Source organism: Planococcus liqunii, assembly GCF_030413595.1.
In the GTDB taxonomy this organism is placed as follows: domain Bacteria; phylum Bacillota; class Bacilli; order Bacillales_A; family Planococcaceae; genus Planococcus; species Planococcus liqunii.
Genome location: NZ_CP129238.1, coordinates 1,104,792 through 1,126,897 on the forward strand (window position 1 = coordinate 1,104,792; position 22,106 = coordinate 1,126,897).

General features: G+C 45.6%; 19 protein-coding genes and 17 tRNA genes. 28 read left to right on the forward strand and 8 right to left on the reverse strand.

The features are described from left to right. The 19 genes from QWY22_RS05465 to QWY22_RS05555 all read left to right on the forward strand — a co-directional run bounded on the left by QWY22_RS05465 (position 1) and on the right by QWY22_RS05555 (position 4,619). Positions 1–75 (forward strand) — tRNA-Asn (locus tag QWY22_RS05465). A gap of 6 nt (positions 76–81) precedes the next feature. After that, positions 82–171, forward strand: a tRNA-Ser gene (locus tag QWY22_RS05470). Between the two features lie 26 nt (positions 172–197). Next, positions 198–272 (forward strand) — tRNA-Glu (locus QWY22_RS05475). A gap of 116 nt (positions 273–388) precedes the next feature. Beyond that, positions 389–464 (forward strand) — tRNA-Val (locus QWY22_RS05480). Between the two features lie 243 nt (positions 465–707). Next, positions 708–784: transfer RNA gene (locus tag QWY22_RS05485), tRNA-Met, on the forward strand. Positions 785–788: 4 nt separating this feature from the next. Next, positions 789–864 (forward strand) — tRNA-Asp (locus QWY22_RS05490). Positions 865–882: 18 nt separating this feature from the next. Next, positions 883–958, forward strand: a tRNA-Phe gene (locus QWY22_RS05495). Positions 959–982: 24 nt separating this feature from the next. Continuing rightward, positions 983–1,058 (forward strand) — tRNA-Thr (locus tag QWY22_RS05500). A gap of 3 nt (positions 1,059–1,061) precedes the next feature. Beyond that, positions 1,062–1,145 (forward strand) — tRNA-Tyr (locus QWY22_RS05505). A gap of 8 nt (positions 1,146–1,153) precedes the next feature. Further along, a tRNA-Trp gene (locus tag QWY22_RS05510) sits at positions 1,154–1,227 on the forward strand. A 20-nt stretch (positions 1,228–1,247) separates the two neighbouring features. Further along, a tRNA-His gene (locus QWY22_RS05515) sits at positions 1,248–1,323 on the forward strand. 44 nt (positions 1,324–1,367) lie between these two features. Next, positions 1,368–1,443, forward strand: a tRNA-His gene (locus tag QWY22_RS05520). Positions 1,444–1,452: 9 nt separating this feature from the next. Beyond that, positions 1,453–1,524 (forward strand) — tRNA-Gln (locus tag QWY22_RS05525). A 5-nt stretch (positions 1,525–1,529) separates the two neighbouring features. Continuing rightward, a tRNA-Gly gene (locus QWY22_RS05530) sits at positions 1,530–1,604 on the forward strand. Positions 1,605–1,612: 8 nt separating this feature from the next. Then, positions 1,613–1,686: transfer RNA gene (locus tag QWY22_RS05535), tRNA-Cys, on the forward strand. Positions 1,687–1,695: 9 nt separating this feature from the next. Further along, positions 1,696–1,779: transfer RNA gene (locus QWY22_RS05540), tRNA-Leu, on the forward strand. A 1,010-nt stretch (positions 1,780–2,789) separates the two neighbouring features. After that, positions 2,790–3,407 carry a DUF47 domain-containing protein gene (locus tag QWY22_RS05545; protein WP_053166649.1) on the forward strand — a complete coding sequence of 206 codons (618 nt, stop codon included), beginning with the start codon at positions 2,790–2,792 and terminating at the stop codon, positions 3,405–3,407. A gap of 15 nt (positions 3,408–3,422) precedes the next feature. Continuing rightward, positions 3,423–4,421: an inorganic phosphate transporter gene (locus QWY22_RS05550; protein WP_300983473.1), complete on the forward strand. Its 999-nt coding sequence runs from the start codon at positions 3,423–3,425 to the stop codon at positions 4,419–4,421. 114 nt (positions 4,422–4,535) lie between these two features. Then, positions 4,536–4,619 (forward strand) — tRNA-Leu (locus tag QWY22_RS05555). A 73-nt stretch (positions 4,620–4,692) separates the two neighbouring features. Here QWY22_RS05555 and QWY22_RS05560 read toward each other — a convergent pair. Next, positions 4,693–5,232: a hypothetical protein gene (locus QWY22_RS05560; protein ID WP_300983474.1), complete on the reverse strand. Its 540-nt coding sequence runs from the start codon at positions 5,230–5,232 to the stop codon at positions 4,693–4,695. Positions 5,233–5,521: 289 nt separating this feature from the next. Here QWY22_RS05560 and QWY22_RS05565 point away from each other — a divergent pair, with 289 nt between their 5' ends. Next, the gene (locus QWY22_RS05565) at positions 5,522–5,902 is read left to right on the forward strand and encodes a VOC family protein (RefSeq protein WP_300983475.1); all 381 of its coding nucleotides are present in this window, start codon (positions 5,522–5,524) and stop codon (positions 5,900–5,902) included. A 375-nt stretch (positions 5,903–6,277) separates the two neighbouring features. Continuing rightward, positions 6,278–8,941 (forward strand): cation-transporting P-type ATPase, encoded by a 2,664-nt coding sequence (locus tag QWY22_RS05570; RefSeq protein WP_300983476.1) that lies wholly within the window; start codon positions 6,278–6,280, stop codon positions 8,939–8,941. 75 nt (positions 8,942–9,016) lie between these two features. Here QWY22_RS05570 and QWY22_RS05575 read toward each other — a convergent pair whose 3' ends face one another. Then, positions 9,017–9,967: an ATP-binding protein gene (locus QWY22_RS05575; protein WP_300983477.1), complete on the reverse strand. Its 951-nt coding sequence runs from the start codon at positions 9,965–9,967 to the stop codon at positions 9,017–9,019. Between the two features lie 107 nt (positions 9,968–10,074). Between QWY22_RS05575 and QWY22_RS05580 the strand changes: the two genes are divergently transcribed. After that, a complete protein-coding gene (locus QWY22_RS05580) occupies positions 10,075–11,133 on the forward strand; it encodes a C45 family autoproteolytic acyltransferase/hydrolase (protein WP_300983478.1) in 1,059 nt (352 codons plus the stop codon). Between the two features lie 335 nt (positions 11,134–11,468). Here the strand turns inward: QWY22_RS05580 and QWY22_RS05585 are convergent, their stop codons facing one another. Beyond that, on the reverse strand, positions 11,469–12,512 hold the full coding sequence (locus tag QWY22_RS05585; protein WP_074510087.1) for a C45 family autoproteolytic acyltransferase/hydrolase: 1,044 nt from the start codon (positions 12,510–12,512) through the stop codon (positions 11,469–11,471). A gap of 78 nt (positions 12,513–12,590) precedes the next feature. Then, positions 12,591–13,253 carry a B3/B4 domain-containing protein gene (locus QWY22_RS05590; protein ID WP_300983479.1) on the reverse strand — a complete coding sequence of 221 codons (663 nt, stop codon included), beginning with the start codon at positions 13,251–13,253 and terminating at the stop codon, positions 12,591–12,593. 67 nt (positions 13,254–13,320) lie between these two features. Here QWY22_RS05590 and queG point away from each other — a divergent pair, with 67 nt between their 5' ends. From queG to QWY22_RS05605, 3 genes are all read left to right on the forward strand, one after another. After that, complete coding sequence (gene queG / locus QWY22_RS05595) at positions 13,321–14,466, forward strand: tRNA epoxyqueuosine(34) reductase QueG (RefSeq protein ID WP_300983480.1); 1,146 nt, start codon at positions 13,321–13,323, stop codon at positions 14,464–14,466. 9 nt (positions 14,467–14,475) lie between these two features. Beyond that, on the forward strand, positions 14,476–14,949 hold the full coding sequence (gene trmL, locus QWY22_RS05600; protein ID WP_036807855.1) for a tRNA (uridine(34)/cytosine(34)/5-carboxymethylaminomethyluridine(34)-2'-O)-methyltransferase TrmL: 474 nt from the start codon (positions 14,476–14,478) through the stop codon (positions 14,947–14,949). 348 nt (positions 14,950–15,297) lie between these two features. Continuing rightward, entirely contained in the window at positions 15,298–15,612 is a 315-nt protein-coding gene (locus QWY22_RS05605) for a hypothetical protein (protein WP_436836775.1), read from the forward strand. 30 nt (positions 15,613–15,642) lie between these two features. On the opposite strand, the gene QWY22_RS05610 is transcribed toward QWY22_RS05605, so the two are convergent. Then, positions 15,643–16,944 carry an NCS2 family permease gene (locus tag QWY22_RS05610; RefSeq protein ID WP_300983481.1) on the reverse strand — a complete coding sequence of 434 codons (1,302 nt, stop codon included), beginning with the start codon at positions 16,942–16,944 and terminating at the stop codon, positions 15,643–15,645. A gap of 154 nt (positions 16,945–17,098) precedes the next feature. Here QWY22_RS05610 and QWY22_RS05615 point away from each other — a divergent pair, with 154 nt between their 5' ends. Continuing rightward, positions 17,099–17,929 carry an aldo/keto reductase gene (locus QWY22_RS05615; RefSeq protein ID WP_300984338.1) on the forward strand — a complete coding sequence of 277 codons (831 nt, stop codon included), beginning with the start codon at positions 17,099–17,101 and terminating at the stop codon, positions 17,927–17,929. 108 nt (positions 17,930–18,037) lie between these two features. After that, a complete protein-coding gene (locus QWY22_RS05620) occupies positions 18,038–18,538 on the forward strand; it encodes a DinB family protein (RefSeq protein ID WP_300983482.1) in 501 nt (166 codons plus the stop codon). 37 nt (positions 18,539–18,575) lie between these two features. Here QWY22_RS05620 and QWY22_RS05625 read toward each other — a convergent pair whose 3' ends face one another. From QWY22_RS05625 to QWY22_RS05635, 3 genes are read right to left on the reverse strand one after another with little or no spacing between them, the layout of a single operon-like run. Further along, positions 18,576–19,421: an RluA family pseudouridine synthase gene (locus tag QWY22_RS05625; RefSeq protein WP_176294692.1), complete on the reverse strand. Its 846-nt coding sequence runs from the start codon at positions 19,419–19,421 to the stop codon at positions 18,576–18,578. A gap of 52 nt (positions 19,422–19,473) precedes the next feature. After that, positions 19,474–19,947, reverse strand: coding sequence for a thioredoxin family protein (locus tag QWY22_RS05630; protein ID WP_300983483.1), 474 nt, complete (start codon positions 19,945–19,947; stop codon positions 19,474–19,476). A 1-nt stretch (position 19,948) separates the two neighbouring features. Beyond that, the gene (locus QWY22_RS05635) at positions 19,949–20,374 is read right to left on the reverse strand and encodes a disulfide formation protein C (protein ID WP_036807866.1); all 426 of its coding nucleotides are present in this window, start codon (positions 20,372–20,374) and stop codon (positions 19,949–19,951) included. Between the two features lie 131 nt (positions 20,375–20,505). Between QWY22_RS05635 and QWY22_RS05640 the strand changes: the two genes are divergently transcribed. Next, the gene (locus QWY22_RS05640) at positions 20,506–22,050 is read left to right on the forward strand and encodes a carbon-nitrogen hydrolase family protein (RefSeq protein ID WP_036807867.1); all 1,545 of its coding nucleotides are present in this window, start codon (positions 20,506–20,508) and stop codon (positions 22,048–22,050) included. Positions 22,051–22,106: the final 56 nt, after the last annotated feature.

Here is a 22,106-nt window from a genome sequence, read left to right on the forward strand (position 1 = left end):
TCCGAAGTAGCTCAGTGGTAGAGCACCGCACTGTTAATGCGATGGTCGTAGGTTCGAGTCCTACCTTCGGAGCCAACTTTTGGAGAGCTGTCCGAGTGGCCGAAGGAGCATGATTGGAAATCATGTAGGCGGGCAACCGTCTCAAGGGTTCGAATCCCTTGCTCTCCGCCAGTAGATATTCTTCAATACCAATTAATGGCCCCTTGGTCAAGCGGTTAAGACACCGCCCTTTCACGGCGGTAACACGGGTTCGAATCCCGTAGGGGTCACCAAATTACCAAACGAAGATGGTAATTTGCGACGACGCAGCGAAGCGAGGAAGGAGTATTCCTTTAACGTCTTCATAGCAGAGTTCGCAAATTGTCACAGATGTTGATTTATATTATACGGAGGATTAGCTCAGCTGGGAGAGCATCTGCCTTACAAGCAGAGGGTCGGCGGTTCGATCCCGTCATCCTCCACCATTTCCAACATACATAATTCCAGTAATGATTTGAAAAGTTTCTTCTATTATATAAGATATTCCTTTAACGCTGAAATGCCTTACAAAGTGAATATAAGTATGATAAAGTAAGAACAATACGATCGTCGCGGATAGAAAAAATCGCTGAACGAAGACAACGATTAACACCGAAGCAGCCGAAAGGCGATGCAGGTGTCCATCAAGCGAAAGCGCAAGAGTAACACTGTATCACCTATATTATTGTCGCGGGGTAGAGCAGTTCGGTAGCTCGTCGGGCTCATAACCCGGAGGTCGCAGGTTCAAATCCTGCCCCCGCAACCAAAAAGGTCCCGTGGTGTAGCGGTTAACATGCCTGCCTGTCACGCAGGAGATCGCCGGTTCGATCCCGGTCGGGACCGCCATTTTTATCTTAATTACGTGGGTCAGTAGCTCAGTTGGTAGAGCATTAGATTGAAGCTCTAAGTGTCGGCGGTTCGATTCCGTCCTGACCCACCATTTTTTTATTTTTTAATTCTCCATGCCGGAGTAGCTCAACTGGTAGAGCAACTGACTTGTAATCAGTAGGTTGAGGGTTCAAGTCCTTTCTCCGGCACCACTAGGTGGGGTAGCGAAGTGGCTAAACGCGGCGGACTGTAAATCCGCTCCTTCGGGTTCGGCAGTTCGAATCTGCCCCCCACCACCAGTTTTTATAGGGGCATAGTTTAACGGTAGAACAGAGGTCTCCAAAACCTCCGATGTGGGTTCGATTCCTACTGCCCCTGCCAATTTTAAATTTTATATGATGGCGGTCGTGGCGAAGTGGTTAACGCACCGGATTGTGATTCCGGCACTCGGGGGTTCAATTCCCCTCGTCCGCCCCATGTTTTTTCTTTTAATAACTAATCGATATACCAATAATATTATGGCGGTCGTGGCGAAGTGGTTAACGCACCGGATTGTGATTCCGGCACTCGGGGGTTCAATTCCCCTCGTCCGCCCCATCCAATTATTGGGGTATAGCCAAGCGGTAAGGCAACGGGTTTTGATCCCGTCATGCCCTGGTTCGAATCCAGGTACCCCAGCTTTTGCGGAAGTAGTTCAGTGGTAGAACGCCACCTTGCCAAGGTGGAGGTCGCGGGTTCGAACCCCGTCTTCCGCTCCAAAAGTTATGGCGGCATAGCCAAGTGGTAAGGCATGGGTCTGCAACACCCTTATCACCGGTTCGAGTCCGGTTGCCGCCTCCATCATAATTTGCCGGCGTGGCGGAATTGGCAGACGCGCGGGACTCAAAATCCCGTTCCTTCACGGGAGTGTCGGTTCGACCCCGACCGCCGGTATCAATTAAAAGGGCCTGCCTGCCCTTTATAAACTTCCAGTTTTGATTTATTTCAAAACTGGAAGTTTTTTTTGCTCATTTTAAAGAAAAGCCACGGTTTTTGTTTTCCATCAGAACTACGCTGACAGCAACCTGTGAAAAATAGAATGAAGGCATGAAGGATAGTACATGTGCTGAATTTGTTGGACTGGCGCTGTTTTAATGAATGGCAATTGTCTCATACATGAATCTATTCAAGAGAGGGAAGGACAGCGCAAGAAATGCTGCATTTGAGGATTGCCGCGTTAAAGAAAGAGTGAATTGCTTGAAGGCAGCATATGCAGCCGGGCATTACTTCATTAACAAGTGACTAATGCTTAAAGCTTAAATATCAACTCTAAAAGCCATTCAGGCGATTTAAGAGAGAGTTATGATCAAGTAGAGAGAAATGGCTTAGAGCTGGCGCAGGAGTGTTTAAAGCATGTGCTATAGGAGAGGGACTTAACGCAATGTCTTATGTTCAAGAAACGGAATTTATAAAATGCTATGTGGCTTGATCAAGCATCACAGTCGCCTAAATCCTGTTTGCCCTTATAATCTTTGCAGAATCGAGCGAAGTGAATGAAAGCCCACTAGATTATACTAAAAACAGTTTTGTAAGCATGGGAGAAAGCAAAGTTGTTGCTGCAAAATGCTGCGATTGACAGGGAGAATTAAGGCAGTGGCGTCCAGAAAAATTAACTGATGCTATTATCTTAAAAGCAAATCCTCCATAAGAGAGTATTACTTTAGAAAAAAATGAAACTATCCTTGCTATAGCTAAAGAGTAAGAAACAGTTGAATAATTACCTTCTTGTAGCATTTAGAGTCAAAATTTCTGGACTTTAATTGAAAAAAGGAGTATGTTATTTTCGTGGAAATTTTCAATATTACAGGATTGTAAATTTTATTAATATAGTATGCAACTGATGTTAAATAGTATATTATATAAAAGCTTAGATTTTATTTTATGAATATAGCGGAGGTAAGAAAATGGCTTTCAAGAAGAAAGATAAGTTTGCAGTTTTATTGGGTGAAATCGCATTGAATTTAAAAGAGAGTGCTGCTTATTTTGCGGATTATAAATTGCGGGAAATCAGCGATCTGAAAATATTTTCGAACACGATGAAGGATTACGAAACCAAAGGGGACAATTATGTCCATACGATTATCCAGGACTTGAATCAAGCGTTCATCACGCCGATTGAACGCGAAGATATCTTGGCCCTTGCCATGACGATGGATGACGTGCTCGATGGGCTGGACCATACAGCTTCCATGTTTGAAATGTATTCGATTATTAATGCAGACGAGTTCATGCTGGAGTTTGTGGAAGCGATTCGCTTGAGTACGATTGAAATTGAAACTGCTGTAGATTTAATGTCTTCTAAGAAATTGCCTGCTATGAGAGAGCATGCGATTAAGATTAAAGATTATGAATCCCAATGCGATGTGACAAGACGCCACGCAATCAAACACTTATTCCAGACGGAAAAAGACCCGATTCGCATTATCCAATACAAAGAAATCTACGAAGAACTTGAAGAAATTGCAGACCATTGCCAAAAGGTAGCAAATACATTCGAATCAATTATTATGAAAAACGCTTAAGGAGCAAGATGACCGATGGATATGGTGCTGCTATTAACAGTTTTAATTGTCGTTTTTGCTGTAGTATTCGATTTTATCAACGGCTTTCATGATACGGCCAACTCAATCGCTACGGCGGTTTCCACAAAAGCGTTGAAACCGCGCCATGCGATTATGCTGGCGGCAATTATGAACTTTGTTGGAGCTATGGCTTTTACCGGCGTTGCTAAAACAATTACAAAAGATATTGTGGATCCATTTACACTTACAAATGGAACAGTTGTAATCCTGGCAGCTTTATTGGCTGCTATTATTTGGAATTTGGTTACTTGGTACTACGGCATTCCGAGCAGCTCTTCTCATGCTTTGATTGGTTCGATCGCCGGAGCCGCAATTGCTGCAGCTGGTTTTACGGCTTTGAATTACGGAGGATTTATAAAGATTCTTCAAGCATTGATCCTTTCGCCGGTGCTGGCTTTTGCAGTCGGTTATATTGTTTACAGCATATTTAAAGTGGTGTTTAAAAATAATAATTTGACGAAGACGAACCGCAATTTCCGCTTGATCCAGATTGCAACTGCTGCATTGCAATCGTTCTCGCACGGTACAAACGATGCCCAAAAAGCGATGGGGATTATTACCATGGCTTTGATTGTTAATAATTATCAAAGTTCTGATGATATTCAGTTATGGGTACAGGCGCTTTGTGCTCTTGCCATGGCTCTTGGAACATCTGTCGGCGGCTGGAGAATCATCAAAACCGTCGGCGGCAAGATTATGAAAATCCGTCCGGTTAACGGAGTGGCAGCTGACCTTACAGGAGCAGCTGTCATCTTCGGGGCAACGTTCATTCACTTGCCAGTGAGCACGACGCATGTAATTTCGTCATCCATCATGGGTGTCGGGGCTTCACACCGGCTGAAAGGCGTTAAATGGGGCACTGCTAAAACGATGCTGATTACATGGCTGATCACGATGCCGATATCAGCTCTGCTAGCTGGAAGCATCTATTTTATCCTTAATATTTTCCTTTAAAACAGGGAGTAGGAACGCCGGAATTCTGGCGTTCCTACTTTTTTTAATATTATTGTGAAAAACTATTGGTGTTTTGAATAATTTATGTTATATTTATTAATGTCCTTTTGACATGCCGGCGTGGCGGAATTGGCAGACGCGCGGGACTCAAAATCCCGTTCCTTCACGGGAGTGTCGGTTCGACCCCGACCGCCGGTATACTCATCATCGCCATGCCAAGCGATGAACCTAAAAAGCCGATGTTCTGATTCTTTCAGAACATCGGCTTTTTTTATTTTGCGAATTCACAGCTTACGCGCTTGTTCTCCGGTGTGAACATTCCATCGGGGTTCTTTTTAAAGAGCCATGCGTGCAAGTCGTAATGCTGTCCTTTAGAGCCGTCGTGGTTATCCATTGGGCCTTGGAATTTCTCGTTGAATAATACGGGTGTTTTGTCTGTTTCTTCTGCAGGCACATACCATTCAGCTGCGACGAGTTTATAGCTGCCGTCCTTCAGTGGCTCATAAACCAAGATTTCCGGTCTTTTGATGTGGAGTTTTGCGTCATCCGCGCGGTTCGGTTTGACCAAGTGAATCCCCATATTCGGTACACAGGCTCCTGGAACTAATCCGGTGAATCCTTCATCCAGCGCAACATCGATGTCCCGGTACTTTTTAAGCGCTCTTTTGCTGATGGTCAGCTCCTTTTTCACAGTGAACTTGTAGTCGTAGTCGTCGCCACCGTTGTCGTGATGGCGTGGATGCGCACTGACTGATGACATGGCAGACAGGCTAAGAAATGCGACCATGATGGCGACGAGAAACTTTTTCATTGTACTTCCTCCTTGATAAATATTTAATATATGTATCAATAAATTGATATTTAGTTCAACTACATTATATACCTGATGATTTGAATTGCAAGACAATTCCGTTAAATATTCAGAATATTTTATACGATTATTTCAATTCTTTTGTATTTGACTTCAACAGAGCAACTGGGAGTAAACATAAAGGGGGCTTGGCCAACAGATACACCAGCAATGTTTCTTTTTGCTATTTAAAAGGGTTGAAGAGGCGAGAAGTTGAATTAAGAAACTAAAGCGAAAGGAGCTGCGGCAAATGAAAATCGACCGGCTGGATCATCTGGTTTTAACAGTCAGTAGCATCGAACGCACTTGCGAATTCTACCATGAAGCTTTAGGGCTGGACACCCATACATTTGGCGACAATAGAAAAGCTTTAAGGTTTGGAAACCAGAAAATCAATTTACATGAAAAGGGCAAAGAATTTGAGCCGAAAGCAAAAATGCCTACGCCAGGCAGTGCTGATCTTTGTTTTATAACGGAAGTTCCTATAGCTGAAGTTATTCAGCATTTGAAGAAATGTCATTTAGGAATTGAAGAAGGTCCGCTTGAAAGGACAGGAGCAACAGCAGGAATCACATCTGTCTACATCAGAGATCCAGATGAAAACTTAATTGAAATCTCTAATTATAATTAAGCAATGGCAGTAGAACTGGTTAGCAGTGAAAACAGTCTGAAATATAAAATTAAGTTCAATTGCTTCGTCATCAATGAGAGCCCTACAAAATACTTAAGTTGAATAAGCACCAATCGGTATTAGGAATGTAAGGCTCTCGCAAGCAGCATTCCGACTTAAGAAATACTGGGTATAATTGAAAAACAAAATGCGGATAGAAGGAAATTTACAACTAAAAATCTAAGTGGGCAATCAATTACTTTTGCATCGTAAATATAAAGATACAACAATTTTTTCGGAAACTTGTTATCACGGAACGAATACCATACAGTGAAGAATAGCAGAGACTTGCAGTCGTGGATAACAGAGAGGTGGAAGTTAGAAAGGGGCAGCCCCATGCAGAAAACGGCTTGGCATCAACTTACTGTTCAAGAAGTATTTGAAGCGCTTCAGACAGATGAAACGATAGGATTAACGGAAGAAGAAGCGGAAAAAAGAAGTAAGCAATCGGGGCTAAATGTGCTTCCGGAACCCAAAAAAGAACCAGCCATATTGCGATTTCTTAAACATTTCAATGACGTACTGATCTACGTCTTGATGGGAGCGGCAGTCATTACATTTCTATTGGGGCATTATATTGATACATCAGTCATTATACTGGTTATCGTAATCAACGCAACAATCGGTTTTTTTCAGGAAAGTAAAGCGGAAAAAGCACTAGAAGGCATACGAGAAATGCTGTCTTTAAAAGCAACAGTGGTCCGTAACGGTACGAGAACGGCCATTCGTTCTGCCGAGCTAGTATCAGGGGATATCGTTGTTTTAAGCGCAGGAGATAAAGTACCTGCAGATATCCGCATCTTTGAAGCGGTCAATTTGAATGTAGAGGAATCGTCTTTAACAGGAGAATCGGAATCGATTGAAAAAAGCAGCAGGGCATTGCTTAAAGACACAGTATTGGCTGACCGGTGGAATATGCTGTATGCAGGTACGTCTATTTCTTCAGGTTCAGGCATTGGAGTGGTAGTAGAAATTGGTAATAATACGGAGTTAGGGAAAATCAATGCCTCTATTTCTGAAGTGGATCAGCTGCAAACCCCATTACTCCGGCAGATTTCTGAATTTGGAAAAGTCATTTCCGCTATTATTTTGATAAGTGCAGCTATGATGTTCTTTATTGGATATATCTTTCATGACTACGGGACAGCAGAGCTGCTATTGTCGATTATCGGGTTAACCGTAGCGGCAATTCCCGAAGGGCTTCCGGCAGTCTTATCAATCATACTCGCAATTGGCGTGCAAAGGATGGCCGGAGAAAATGCAATTGTACGCAGTTTGCCTTCTGTTGAGACGCTAGGTGCTGTCTCTGTTATTTGTTCCGATAAAACGGGTACATTGACTAAAAATGAAATGACGGTTACGTCGATTTTGATGAGAGATGGAGATTTTGAAGTGACAGGAACAGGATATGCTCCAGAAGGCGCTATTTCATTGAATCAAAAGGAAGTTCGGCTTACGGAGTTTCCATTACTAAAGCGGTTTCTGGTTTGTGTTAAAACAGTCAATGAAGCGGACTTGAGATACAATAAGCAAGGCCATTGGGTTATTAGCGGTGATGCCACGGAAGGATGCCTCATCACTTTGGCTGAAAAAGCGGATGAAAGGGTTGGGAAATTGGAAAGCCAGTCCAAGATCCCTTTTGATTCGTCGTATAAATATATGGCTTCGCTTGTAGAGATGGAAGGGCAAAAAGTGATATTTGTAAAAGGAGCTCCTGAACAAATATTTAAAATGGCCAATCTAGAAACAGCCAATCATCAAGGGGCAATATGGCAAAAGAAAATACAGGAACACGCGAAAAAAGGAGAACGGCTAATAGCAGCTGCCGCAAAACCAGTTGATTTTTCTGTCAAGAGCATCGACCACAGCGACATGGAAAGCGGATTTGAAATCATCGGTTTGGCGGGCATTATCGATCCGCCGCGTGAAGAAGTGATCGATTCTATCCGGCAATGCAAAGAAGCTGGAATCCGTGTCAAAATGATTACGGGCGACCATAAGGATACGGCAGTAGCAATCGGCGCTAAAATGGGAATCGGAAGCGACGGTTTGGTAGTGGAAGGAAAAGATTTGGACCGGATGAGCAAAGAGGAATTGTCTGAGGCAGCGTTGAAATACGATATTTTTGCACGGACCAGCCCGGATAACAAGTTTCACTTGGTTCAGGCGCTTCAAGCTGAAGGCCATATTTGCGCCATGACCGGAGACGGGGTAAACGATGCACCTGCTTTGAAACGGGCGGATATTGGTGTGGCGATGGGCATCAAAGGAACGGAAGTAACAAAAGAGGCAGCGGATATGGTGCTGGTTGATGATAATTTTAATACGATTGTCAAAGCGGTCAAAGAAGGTCGGCGTGTTTACGACAATTTGAAAAAGACGATTTTATTTATCTTGCCGACCAATGTGGCGGAAGGTTTTTTAATATTTGTCAGTATCTTGTTCGGCACGGTAATGCCACTGACTCCCGTACAGATTCTATGGGTTAATATGATTTCAGCTGTCACGATTTCAATGGCGATTGCATTTGAAAAGCTGGAACCCGGTGCTATGAAAAGGCCGCCTAGAAGACCCGACACAAAGCTGTTGAGCCGTTATTATCTTTTCCGTATTGCGTTTGTTTCTGCCGTAATCTGCGGTGGGATACTAGCTATGCTGGAAGAAGCAAAGGACATGAACTATAATGCAGCTATCCTTCATACCATGGCGCTGCAAGCATTGGTGATTTCTCAATTGCTTTATTTATTCAATTGCAGAAGTGAAAAAGGATTTGCATTTAACCGAGAATTCTTTTCGAATAAAGCCGCTTTTCTTGTATCCGGTATTTTGATTGCCGTCCAACTGGCGGTTACTTACGTTCCTTTTATGAATATCTTATTGGGCACCGCACCACTTGCACTGGAATATTGGGTGTGGCCACTGGCTATTGGCCTCATTGTGTTTGTTATGGTAGAACTGGAAAAATGGGTGGCTCGCAAATTTTTTACGGCAAAATCATAAACTGAACGATCCGAATTGCATATGTTGAAGTAAAATTTTTTCTGAAGTTTATAAGATAGATGCATTGGTTTAGTATCAGGTATTTATTTTCGCCATTAGAAACTGAAGCCGCTGAAAATTTTCTTCCCCAATTCTACGCCTGATTTTCCCTCGTTTCATCGCTGGGGCTTCTCGATGTTCGTCAATCAGCAGAAGCACATCGAAAACGAATGGTTCTGGGTACTCTAAAGCAGAAAGAATCGGATAGGCCATGTACATGGAAACATGCTCATAGCCATAGAAGTTGTCCTGTTCAATAGGCACAGGTTTCCGGACATGGGGCTTGCCAATCCCATGGAGAAGCATTGCCCAGGAAAGAAGAGCGCGTTCTTGGCGGTTCAGAACATCCAGTTGAACCTGTTTAAACAGTTTATAGGAACGGTAAGCGACGGCTTCCATTTCAGGGTGAGTGATGAGTGCGCTTGATTCTTCAAACGATCTGTAGAGGGCAAGGATATCTTCGAACGTGGTGTTTTCAGACCCGATAAGCTGTCGGAGGCTTTGTGCTTCTGAAGACTTTATAGAAGGCTTAAACCCGGAAACAATGCTGATTTTATCCAACTTCTCATCTCTTCTCGGAAACTGCAAAGCCCGGATGTAGCGTTCCAGAATCGCTTCGGGTACCCGTTCCCGGTCATTTCGCATGCGGTTGCGCTGCTTCAGCACTTCAACTGGTGTGAAGAACAGGATTGCTTCTGTTTCGGCTTCCATTTTCCGAAGGCGATTCAGAAGGCTTTTCCTTCTTGAAGAAGCTAGGTTGGTGGCATCGTAAATGACGTCGCGGCCGGCAGTGAGGGAAGCGGCGGTCTGCTGGTATAGTTCTTCGAAAACTGTACGGTGGTCAATCGGTTCCTTCACACTAAACCTTTCGTGGGCGATTCGGTCCGATGACAAGTGAATCCATCCCGTTTCTGTCTCAGTGATTTTCGCAGCAAACGTCGATTTTCCGCTCCCCGGAAGGCCAATGAGCATTTTTAGCCGCGGCATCCCATCACTCCTCTCAATCCGTTTTTCTGTCAAAATACATTGCTTAGTTGTTATAATAACTGAATATTAGACAGATTCAATAGTATAAGGGACAGAGGAGGGCATTTATGAAACACATACATAGCGATATTCTGCAGTTTCGGGGAAACCATTATGATTTTGGCTGGATGCAGGGGGAACTGTTGAAAGAATCCATTACACTTGAAAACCGCAGAAAGCAATGGAAAGTAAAAAGACCGCGGTTTCAAATCGATGTGGAAGAAACCAAAACTGCCTTTGAACAATTTGCACCGGGAATCTGGCAGGAGTTGAACGGTTTGCGGGACAGCCTGAATTTGCCGATGGAGGAAGTCTTGCGCGACTTTGGCGGCTACCGGATTGATGCAATGCCTTCAGGGTGTTCAATCGTTACAGGAGAGGACTTCATGGTGCGGAATTACGATTTCCACCCACAGACTTATGAAGGGCGCTTCAGTGTGTTTCAGCCGGCAGACGGCGGCTATGCCATGATCGGACCGACTTCGCGTATTGCTGGACGGATGGATGGCATGAACGAGAAAGGCCTGGCAATGGGGTACAATTTCACGCACCGAAAAAAACCGGGAGACGGTTTTGTTTGTTACATGATCGGCCGCATCATTTTGGAGACATGTGCGACCGTGCAAGAAGTCATGGAATTAGTAAAAGCGATTCCTCACCGGGGCTCGTTCAGCTACGTCGTAACTGATCTCAGCGGAGAGACTTTTGTAATCGAAGCAAGCCCGAGAGCAGTCGACGTGCGCAAAACGAACGTTTGCACCAATCATTTTGAAATCCAGTCACATGAAAACCGCAACTATTTAAAAGACTCCCATCAGCGACTTGAAGCAATTGTGTCTCAACCTAAAGAAACAACCGATGCGTATAAAGCATACCGGCTGTTCAATGACATGGACAAAGGCGTGTTTTCAACAGATTACAAGAGCTGGGCAGGGACCATCCATACTTCTGTTTATTTGCCGAAAGACAAACAAGTCTGGTTTTCGATTGGCGGCAACCAGAAGCCGGCTGTTTTTGATTTCGGGGAGTGGCTGAAAGGGCAGGATTTTGAAGAACAGAAAGTTTATGGTGAAATTGACACGGACATCGGCTTTGCCCATCTGGAAAAGAACTACGCTTATAAATAAGAAAAGCGGAAGCATCTGTTTAGCTCCGACAAGCGCTGGAGGATTGCCGGAAATGGCGTCCTTTGCCATGGCTGGCAAGGCAGAAGCGACTCGAGGGGCTAGATGCTGGAGTCTGGACAATAAGAAAAGCGGAAGCACCTGTTTAGCCCCGACGAGCGCTGGAGGGCTTGTCGGGAAATGGCGTTCTTTGCCATGGCCGGCAAGTCAGAAGCGACTCGAGGGGCTAGATGCTGGAGTCTGGACAATAAGAAAAGTGGAAGCACCTGTTTAGCACCGAAAAGTGTTTAGATAACTGAAAAAGGAGTTGTCCCATTACTTTGGGGACAACTCCTTTTTTACATTTCCGCCATATGAACAAAGGGCAGATGGGTATCGATTTTTCCGTTGATCCGCTTGGCATACAAGCGTTCTCCCTGGAGCCAGCGGCCGAAATCAAACATCAGCGGCAAGCGGTCCGGACCGATTGCAAAGCCGACTTCCAGGCTATGCGGGAAGTAAGAGGCCGTATGCAAGGTGCCGGAAGCGGTCGTGTATTTCTTTGAGAAGACGCCCTGGTCGGAGTCGTTGAGCAGACGGAACGCGCTGTAGGCATCCGCCATGTTCTGGTAAGCGAGCATGGTTTCTTCCCGGCGGCGTGAATCATCAGTCTGGTAGCGGTTTTCTTCTGTCAGCAATTCAAAATGATTGGTGGATACCGACGACTCGCGGACTACCACGGAACGCGGTGAAGCTTCCACGACAACCGACTTTCCGGTGCGGTCCAGCAGCACATAGCTGAATGAACGGCGGTGCGGAATGTCTTTCAGCAAATCGATGGCTTCTTCAATGGAAGCACAATTCTCTAAAATCAGCCGGCCGATCATATTGCAGATAAAGCCGTCTTCTGAATTGCGTCGGTTGATGAAGTTGTAGCCCATCGCCAAACCTTTTTCATTCAGTCCGTCAGTTCGCCCGGTGATCTGCATGGTCGGCCCGATTGTGGCATATCCGCCGTCAGTCGGCTGGTACAGCGCAAATCGGCCCTCATAGCCTTGAGGCGCGCTGTCGTAATTACGGACCATGAAATCGGAGCCGGTGAAGATGGAGCAGCCGCTGCGCACGTATTCCAAATAATAGCCGCCGAACTCGCGGATGGCATCGTGCAGATCCCATTCGAGACTATCGGCCAGGCCAGTGATTTCCTCCCAAATTTTTGGAGCGAACGATTGAAGCATTTCTGTCGCTTGCTGTTCATTTATCAATAAACTTTTGCTTGATGAATTTCTTTGTTTGCGGCGGTTTGGCAGCAGAATCGAATCTTTCAACCGCTCGCCTTGCATAAAACCGAAATCATAATGGCTTCCACGGAATTGGATAATATCGCTATGCACTCGTTTCACTTGAAGACCTTCTTTTCTCTCGGATTAACAAGATTTTACTGCATCCTGCGCGAAATAGAAAAGAATATGCTTAAGAAGTCAGACAACCTGTATTTCCGCTTCTCCACCGTTGATGCCTGTGAACATATTGGAAGCCGCCGTCAGCAGCTGCAAGGCGGTGTCCTTCTCCATGGAAGGGCGCAAGTAAAAGATATGTAAGGCGTTTTTCGTAGCTTCTGTCACAGCGGTTCGTTTGGAATCGACATAAGGGCTGCCAAAGGCGCCTTGTGCGTCTTTTGAAACGAGAATATTCGTTAAAGTGTTCACCCGGTTATTCAGGCCTTCAAACTGGTCCTTAGAGGTGCCAATGTTAATCTCCACATCCCCTTCGATTTTGTCCGCATCGTATAAGCCAAGCGGTATTTCGTATTGCAGTGACAGAAAGCTGTTCATATCGACAGCCGAGTGGATGGACTGGAGGTAGTTTTGTTTTTTGATGCGGCGGTACAGTGCTTCTGCAGATGGCCGATAACGGCTCGGATCAGCGCCGAGCGCTTTCCAGATCAGCTGCCATTCCAGAAGGCCGGGAAAGTCGGTGAGTTCTTTTTCTTCCAAATCAAAATACAGCTGTTCCTGGAAAAGCTGGAGCCGGCCTTTTAACATTTGAGGTGACTCGGAAACGGTGATATTGTTATAATGAATAGTTCCTATTTTAAAGTCAGGAAGGATTTCAATAATTGATGGATGGATTGACAGTTCCATGGCAATCTTCCTTTCAGATGATGGATTAGGCTTATCGTATCATATAATAAGAATGAGGGGTTACAAGATGAATCTGGATCAATTCCAAAAAGACCTTGTTGCGTATGCCTCGGAAATCGGAATTGATAAAATCGGTTTTGCTTCGGCTGAACCTTTTTATAACCTGCGGCACCGGCTGATCCGCCAGCAGCAATTAAACTACCAATCCGGCTTTGAAGAGCCGGATATCGATAAGCGGACGCGCCCCGCTCTTTTGCTGGATGAAGCAGTAAGCATCATCGCCATTGCCATCGCTTACCCTTCCAAAATGAAAGATGCGCCTCAAGGAGTGAGAGGCGCACGACGCGGCATCTTTTCGCGCTCTTCGTGGGGGAAAGATTACCATGCCGCGCTTCGTGAGCGCTTGACGCTCTTAGAAGCGTTCATCGCTGCCCATTATCCGGACGCCCGCATGCGTTCCATGGTCGACACAGGCGAGCTGTCCGACCGGGCAGTGGCGGAACGGGCCGGAATCGGCTGGAGTGCAAAGAATACATCGATTATCACGCCGGAGTTTGGTTCGTATGTCTATCTGGGCGAAATGATCACCAATATTCCGTTCCGCTTTGATGAAGCAATGGAAGACCAGTGCGGGGACTGCCGTTTGTGCATCGACGTATGCCCGACTGGTGCAATAGTAGAAGGCGGCCAATTGAATGCCCAGCGCTGCATTTCTTTCCTGACGCAGACAAAAGGCTTTCTGCCGGATGAGTTCCGGACGGTGATCGGCAACCGGCTTTATGGCTGTGACACATGCCAGACGGTCTGTCCGAAAAACAAACGCAAAGCCAATGGGATCCATCCGGAATTCGAGCCGGATCCCGAAATTGCAAAACCGCTTTTGGAACCGCTGTTGACGATTTCCAACCGGGAATTCAAGAGCAAGTTCGGTTACGTCTCGGGTTCCTGGAGAGGCAAAAAGCCGATTCAGCGAAATGCCATTTTGGCGTTGGCCCATTTTAAAGAAGAAAGTGCCGTACCGGCATTGATTGAGCTGTTGATGAAAGACGACCGGCCGGTCATCCGGGGGACAGCGGCTTGGGCCCTAGGCAAAATCGGCACAGAAGAAGGGCTGCAAGCGCTCAAACAGGCGCAGCACACTGAGCAGGATGAAGAAGCATTAGCAGAAATTCAAAAAGGATTGGCATTTTTCGCCGAAGAATTGAAAGGATAAGTGAAAGATTTGGCTATACACATTGTTTTGTACCAACCGCTGATTCCAGCGAATACCGGGAATATTGCACGTTCATGTGCAGGGACGGGAGTGAAGCTCCATTTGATCCGTCCGCTTGGCTTTTCAACAGACGACAAAATGTTGAAGCGTGCCGGACTGGATTACTGGGAGCATGTCGACTTGAGCTATTACGACTCTTTGCAGGAATTGTTCGACCGGTACAAAGAAGGCGAGTTCTATTACATCACGAAATTTGGCACAAAAACCTATTCGACTTTCGATTTCTCGGACCGGGAAAAAGACCATTTCTTCGTTTTCGGACAGGAAACGAAAGGATTGCCGAAAGAATTGATTGAACAAAACCTGGACCATTGCCTGCGCATTCCGATGAATGAGCATATCCGTTCATTGAATCTGTCTAATACGGCAGCCATTCTGATGTACGAGGCATTGCGCCAACAGGATTTCCCGGATTTAACTTAATTGCAGGCATGAAAAAAGGACAGCCATTGGCTGTCCTTTTGCATTATTTCTTCTCGGTAGTACCTGGTTTGTCATCGAAGCCAGCAGTGAAGATAGCTAACAAGAACGCTACACAAATACCTAGGATTAGGATTAAGTTCATACGTAATGACCTCCTTGAAATTTGCAACTGTGTTTAGTATAGCGTAATCACGGGAAAAATGAAACAGAATGACGAATTGAAATGTGGAGATTTTCTGTACAAATTCCAACGTGCCTTTCGTAAGTTTTTGGGAATGTTGATAAAAATGAAACCTCTGTGGGTGTCATTCGTATAATAGGTAAATAAGGTTTAAAGAGGTGAAAAGGATGAAAATGAAAATTTCAGTCGCTTTATTATGGATTACCGGCCTTGCAGAAGCAGCGTTGGCTATTCCATTTATAGGAGGAAGTTTCGTCATATCAACGGGCTATACAGCGCTTGGTTTGATGTTTGTACTCCATGCGATCACCCTGTTCTTCTGCTTCCGTGAATACTCGCCAAAAAGCGGTTCGATTCTCGGGATCATTACCAGCGTCTTGGCATGGATTCCGCTAATCGGTTGGGCGCTTCACTTATTGACCGCTTTTGTGTTGATCGTCTCAGTTATGGTCGCTGGATTTGGAACGCGGGCTAGAATATAAAAAAACCGCCAAACGGCGGTTTTTTTCTATTTAATGCGGCGCAATGATGATCTGGATGGTGAACAAGACCGCAAATACATAAAGAATCGGATGGACCGTTTTAGCTTTGCCGATAAAGATTTTCATTAATGGGTATGTGATAAAGCCAAGGGCGATGCCGGTCGCGATGCTGGAAGTCAGCGGCATCATCAAGACGACAAGGAATGCCGGGAAAGCTTCGTCGAATTTCTCCCATTCAATCTGTTTGACAGAGCCGATCATCAGGCTGCCGACAATGATCAGTGCAGGAGCTGTGATGGCTGCCACATTGGAGAGGGCAGAAACGAAAGGTCCGAAAAAAGCGGCAATGATAAACAGGATGGCAACTGTCAGCGAAGTTAAACCTGTACGCCCGCCAGCGGCTACACCCGCTGTCGATTCTACATAGGCAGTCGTTGGGCTGGTTCCGACCATTGCACCGGCTGTCGCTGCAAAAGAATCAGCGAGCAAGGCCTGTCGCATGCGCGGCATATCATTGTTTTTCATTAGACCCGCTTGTTTCGCAACGCCGACCATGGTACCGGTCGTATCAAAGAGCGTAACCAGCAGGAAAGAGAAGACCACACCGTATAATCCATATTCAATGACCAACTGAACTGCTTCAACCGGATTCCAGACGAGAATGCCTTCAGGCAGAGAAGGCAGCTGGAGCAGTGCCCCTTCGAATTTCAGTTGGCCTGTAACGAGCGCAATCATGCCGGTTACGATCATGCCGTAGAAAATGCCGCCGTGGATTTTCAAAGACATAAAAATCAACGTGACCACCAAACCCACCAGAGTCAGTACGACCGGCGGCGAAGTTAAGTCGCCAAGGCCAACCAAATTGGCTTCATTGGCTACAATTAAATTACTGAGCCGAAGGCCGATAAAGGCGATAAACAAGCCAATGCCGGCAGTAATGGCGTGCTTTAAGTTTTCCGGAATCGCCTGGATTAAAATTTTGCGCAGGCGCGTCAAAGACAAAAGGACAAAAATCAAGCCGGCGATAAACACGGCTGAAAAAGCAGTGACGTAATCAATGGCTCCGTTGGATCCGAGGACCAATGAAGTGAAATAGGCATTCAATCCCATACCGGGTGCGATGGCAATCGGGTAATTGGCGAACAGCGCCATCCATAAGGTGCCGATCGCAGCAGCGATGATGGTGGCCATAAAGACTTGGTCAAAAGGAACGCCAGCTGCACTTAAGATGACGGGATTGACAATTACGACATAAGCCATCGTCAAAAAAGTCGTCATGCCGGCAAGAATTTCTGTTTTTACAGTAGTACCGTTTTCTTTTAACTGAAACATGGGTGTTACTCCTCCTAAAACACGAACATTTTAAACAACGTTTACTATATTATTCGCTTTTGTTCGAGAAAGCAAGCGATTTTTATAAAAAAAGGCAAGGCAGTCGAATTTTCTTCAGCTTATTTGTACAATAGGAAAAGAAAGGATGATGAATATGGATTTAACGATCAATTCAACAAAAACTTTACATAATGGCGTTGAAATGCCGCGCTTTGGCCTTGGGGTCTACAAGATGACCGACAAAGAAGTGGCTGTCGAAGCGATGCTTGCCGCTATCGATGCAGGCTACCGTGCCATTGATACAGCCGCGGTTTATCAAAATGAAAACGAAGTCGGCGAAGCCTTACGTTCTTCACGTGTGAAACGGGAAGAATTGTTCATCACTTCAAAAGTATGGAACACCGACCAAGGGTATGACAATACGCTGCGTGCTTTTGAAGCGTCTCTGGAGCGTCTCGGCTTTGATTACCTGGACCTGTATTTGACCCATTGGGCGATTCCAGATACGTATGAAGAAACATACCGGGCGATTCAACGCCTCTATGATGAAAAGCTGGTGCGTTCGATCGGTGTGTCCAATCACCAGCAGCACCATTTGGAAAAAATCCTGGCCAAAGCGAATACAAAGCCGATGGTCAACCAGATCGAACTGCATCCGCAGCTGACCCAGGAACCGCTGCGTGAATTCTGTGCAGAAAATGAGATTGCGGTCACATCCTGGTCGCCGCTTGCACGCGGCCGCCTGCTGGAAGACCCGGTCCTTGCAAAAATCGGCGAAGCGCATGGCAAGTCCATTGCTCAAGTGGTGATCCGCTGGCATCTGCAGAGCGATTTGATTGTCATTCCAAAATCGGTAACGCCGTCGCGCATTGTGGAAAATGCTGATGTCTACGACTTTGCTTTATCCGCTGAAGAAATGAAGATGATCGACGAATTGAATCAGGACTGGCGTGCTGGAACGCATCCGGACCAAATTACAGTATAAAAAGAAAACCGCCAAATTGTTGGCGGTTTTTTTGTGGATGTTTGTAAAAATTAGAATGTATCCGTGATATTATATAATGAAATAATCTGAAAAAGGAAGGAGCCTTCAATGAGCAAAAAAGAATTTATTCTAGATCAACTGGCAGTATGCCGCAATACAGATAGTTGGTTCAAACCTCTAAGTAAAGCGCTTGAAGGCCTGACTGCAGAACAGGCCAGCTGGAAGCCGAATAAGGATTCACATTCCATTGCTCAAATTGCAAACCATCTCTTCTTTTACAACGAGCGCTGGCTTCAGCGGTTCCGCGGACAAATCATCAATGATTATCCGGAAACCAATGCGTCCACATTTACAGAATTAAACAATGTTACAGAAGAAAATTGGATAGCGCTGGCCCAGCACCTGGATCAAAGCTTAGAGAAGTGGCAGCAAGCAATCGGACAAGCCACTGAAGAAGCACTTCATAAAAACATCCCGGAATTCCCTGAAGAAGCTGTCTGGTGGGAAGCGCTATCCAATCTTTGTACGCATAACGCCTATCATATTGGACAAATGATTTACATCCGCAAAATGCAGGGAAGCTGGATCATTGCAGAAGACTGGTATTGAGCAAAAGAAAAAAGGCACCGGCTGTGGTGCCTTTTTATTAACGGTCTTTATCTTCAACCACAATTTTTTCATGGGTGAACGGATGGATAAACGACATGCGGAAAGCGTGGAGATGGTAGGACCCGTCTTGGGTCAGCGGTCCGTCGTATAGTTCATCTCCAATAATCGGATGTCCGATATGGGACAGGTGGGCACGGATCTGGTGTGTCCGGCCGGTTTCCAAAGTCAAGTGGAGCAAAGATTTGCCTTCCATTTGCTTCAGCACTTTGAAATGGGTGACAGCGCTTTGGCCAGATGGGGAAACGCGTCGGCGCGTCGCATGATGGCGGTCGCGGCCGAGCGGAAAATCGATTGTGCCGGATTTATTGTGGACTTTTCCTTTGACAACAGCCTCGTAATCCCGAACCAATTGCTTTTGCTCGAGCATGCGGTCGAGTACATTTTTGGCAACAGGGTGTTTGGCGACCATCAAGAGGCCGGATGTTCCTTGGTCGAGGCGGTGTACGTGTTCGCCGTAAGTTCCGCCGCTGCGGATGATATGGCCCAGTATGGCATTAATGAATGTATCATTCTGCCCGACTTCATTCGGATGCGTCGCCATGCCTTTCGGCTTCCGCGCGATGATAAAATGGTCATCTTCAAAAAGAATCGGAAGTTCAATGTCGTGATTCGGTTCATAAGGCGAGCCGGCAGGCGGCAAGTCGAAATGCAGCACGGTTCCTTTTGCCAAGGGCTCTTTCCAGATCACTTCCTGAAACTTGTCGTTCTTGACGCTTTTCGCCATCCGCATTTCGTGGACCACTTTTTTCCCAAGGCCCCATTCTTTTCTCAACAGTTCTTCAACGGTCATGCCGTCGTCCTGTACTTCATAACTCCAGGTCATCATTCATTCCTCCATATAAAAGGGCCATGCGCACAAGCACATGGCCCTTTGTTTATTTTTTTAAGACTACTTTGTTAAAGAATTCTTCCATGTTTTCTTTCGGTTGTTCTCCAACCCAGCGCGAGACTTCTTCGCCATTCTCGTAATGGACTAGTGTCGGTGTCGCTTCGATGAAATATTGCTGCCATCCTTGTTCATACTCTAACAGATTGTATTGCAGAACGTCTACATCCATATCTTCAGCAACCGGCATCAAAACAGGCGTAGTTGCCTGGCAATGCGAGCAAGTCGGGCTGAAGAAATAAACCGTCGTCGGTTCGCCGCTTGCAATTTTTTTATCCAGTTCATCCGGCAGAACGATGTTTTGGTAATTCTCATCATCCAGCTGATCGATTGTTGCCTGGTTCAAATCTTCTGTATCGTAGGGGTTATTGGCAAGCTTGCTGCTGTTCGACTGATTGGTCAAAAAGATGATCAGACCGAAAATCAACACAACGGCTGCACCAATAATAATCATTTTCTTCATTTTACTTTTCCTCCTTCAAAGACTTCCACAGGTAGATGCTCATGCCTGCAATCAAAATAAAAGCAGTCAGCGCTAAAAATGGAATGGTGATGAATCCGAGATAATTGATGTACTCGCCTGTGCAAGGCACACGTCCGCATGCTGGAGCAGTATCGGACAGGAAGTCCAGTTTTTGGATTCCATAATGGTAAAGTGAGATGCATCCGCCAATCACTGAGAACACCAGTGTGGTAAGTGCGATTTTAACATTTTTCTGAACATAGGCGATTCCGATGATAATGACGAGCGGGTACATGAAGATCCGCTGGACCCAACACAACACACATGGTTCATATCCCCGGATTTCAGAAAAATACAGTGAACCCATAGTGGCCACAAGTGCCACTCCCCACATGGAAAGCAAAATATTCTCTTGGCGTTTCGACATTGGCAGGTACCTCATTTCAAAATTTACTTCCTTAAAAGTATAATTGTTATATGCAAACAAGTAAATTAATATTAACTTGCGCTTTAATCCTATATAATAAAGTTTGAAACTTTTGTGAAGGAGTGTCTGCAGTGCCAGAACAATTCGATTTATCCGATTTTGAAAAAAGCATGGTCATCCGTGAGATGACTTATTCTGATATTGATGCCATCCTGGAAATGCAGCGTCTGTGTTTTCCAGGGATGGATCCTTGGAAGGAAGAACAATTGCGCAGCCACTTGGGCGTTTTCCCGCAAGGCCAGCTCGTCGCTGAATTGGACGGAAAAGTCATCGGGTCGTGTTCGAGTTTATTGATCAACTTTGATGAGTATGATGACCGCCATACCTGGGACGATGTGACCGACGGCGGTTACATCACCAACCACAACCCCGACGGCTACAATATGTACGGGATTGAAGTAATGGTGCACCCGGATTATCGCCGGATGCAAGTAGGGCAGCGCCTGTATGAAGCCAGAAAAGAACTGGCTCGCGAATTGAACTTAAAATCGATCATTCTTGGGGGACGCATTCCGAACTACCATAAACATGCGGATGAAATGTCGCCAAGAGAATATGTGGATTCGGTATCGCGCCACAAAATTTACGATCCTGTTTTAACTTTCCAATTGATGAACGGCTTCCAATTAATGCGCATCAATCCGAATTACTTGCAGGATGATTTGGCATCCGGCAAGTATGCCACGTTAATGGAGTGGAACAATGTTGACTACAAACCGATTTCCAAACGGCATTTTAAAACAAGTTTGCCGGTTCGCATCTGTGTGGTCCAATATTTGATGCGTGCGATTGAATCGTTTGATGACCTCGCGAACCAAGTGGAATACTTTGTAGATGTTGCTTCGGATGCCCATTCTGATTTCGTGGTGTTCCCAGAAATTTTCACGACTCAGCTGATGTCATTCCTGAACGAACCATCACCGAGCCAAGCCGTCCGCAAGTTGACGGAATATACGCCGCAGTATATTGAATTGTTTACGGACCTAGCAGTACGCTACAATGTCAATATTATTGGCGGGTCGCATTTCGTAAAAGAAGAAGACGATGAAATTTACAACATTGCGTATTTGTTCCGCCGCGACGGTTCGATTGACAAGCAGTACAAAATCCACATCACGCCGAATGAACGGAAATGGTGGGGAATTTCAGCAGGGGATTCGGTCCGCGTATTTGATACGGATTGCGGGAAAATCGCGATCCAGATCTGTTACGATATCGAATTTCCGGAATTGGCGCGCATTGCGACCGATATGGGAGCGAACATCATTTTCTCCCCATTCTGTACAGAAGACCGCCAAGGCTATCTTCGTGTGCGTTACTGTGCACAGGCCCGCGCTGTGGAAAACCAGATTTACACCGTTATTTCCGGAACAGTCGGCAACTTGCCGCAAACGGAAAACATGGATATCCAATATGCCCAGTCCGGCATTTTTGCACCAAGCGATTTTGAATTTGCCCGTGATGGCATTGTAGGTGAAACCAATGCCAACCTGGAAATGGTGCTGATCGGGGATGTCGATCTTGAAATCCTTCGCCGCCAGCGCCAAAATGGTACGGTCAAGCAGCTGAAAGACCGCCGCCATGACGTTTACAGCATCAATTACAAAAAAGATTGATTTACAGGCCGCTTCCATAAAAGGAAGCGGCTTTTATTTGGTTTTTTTGGTAAACT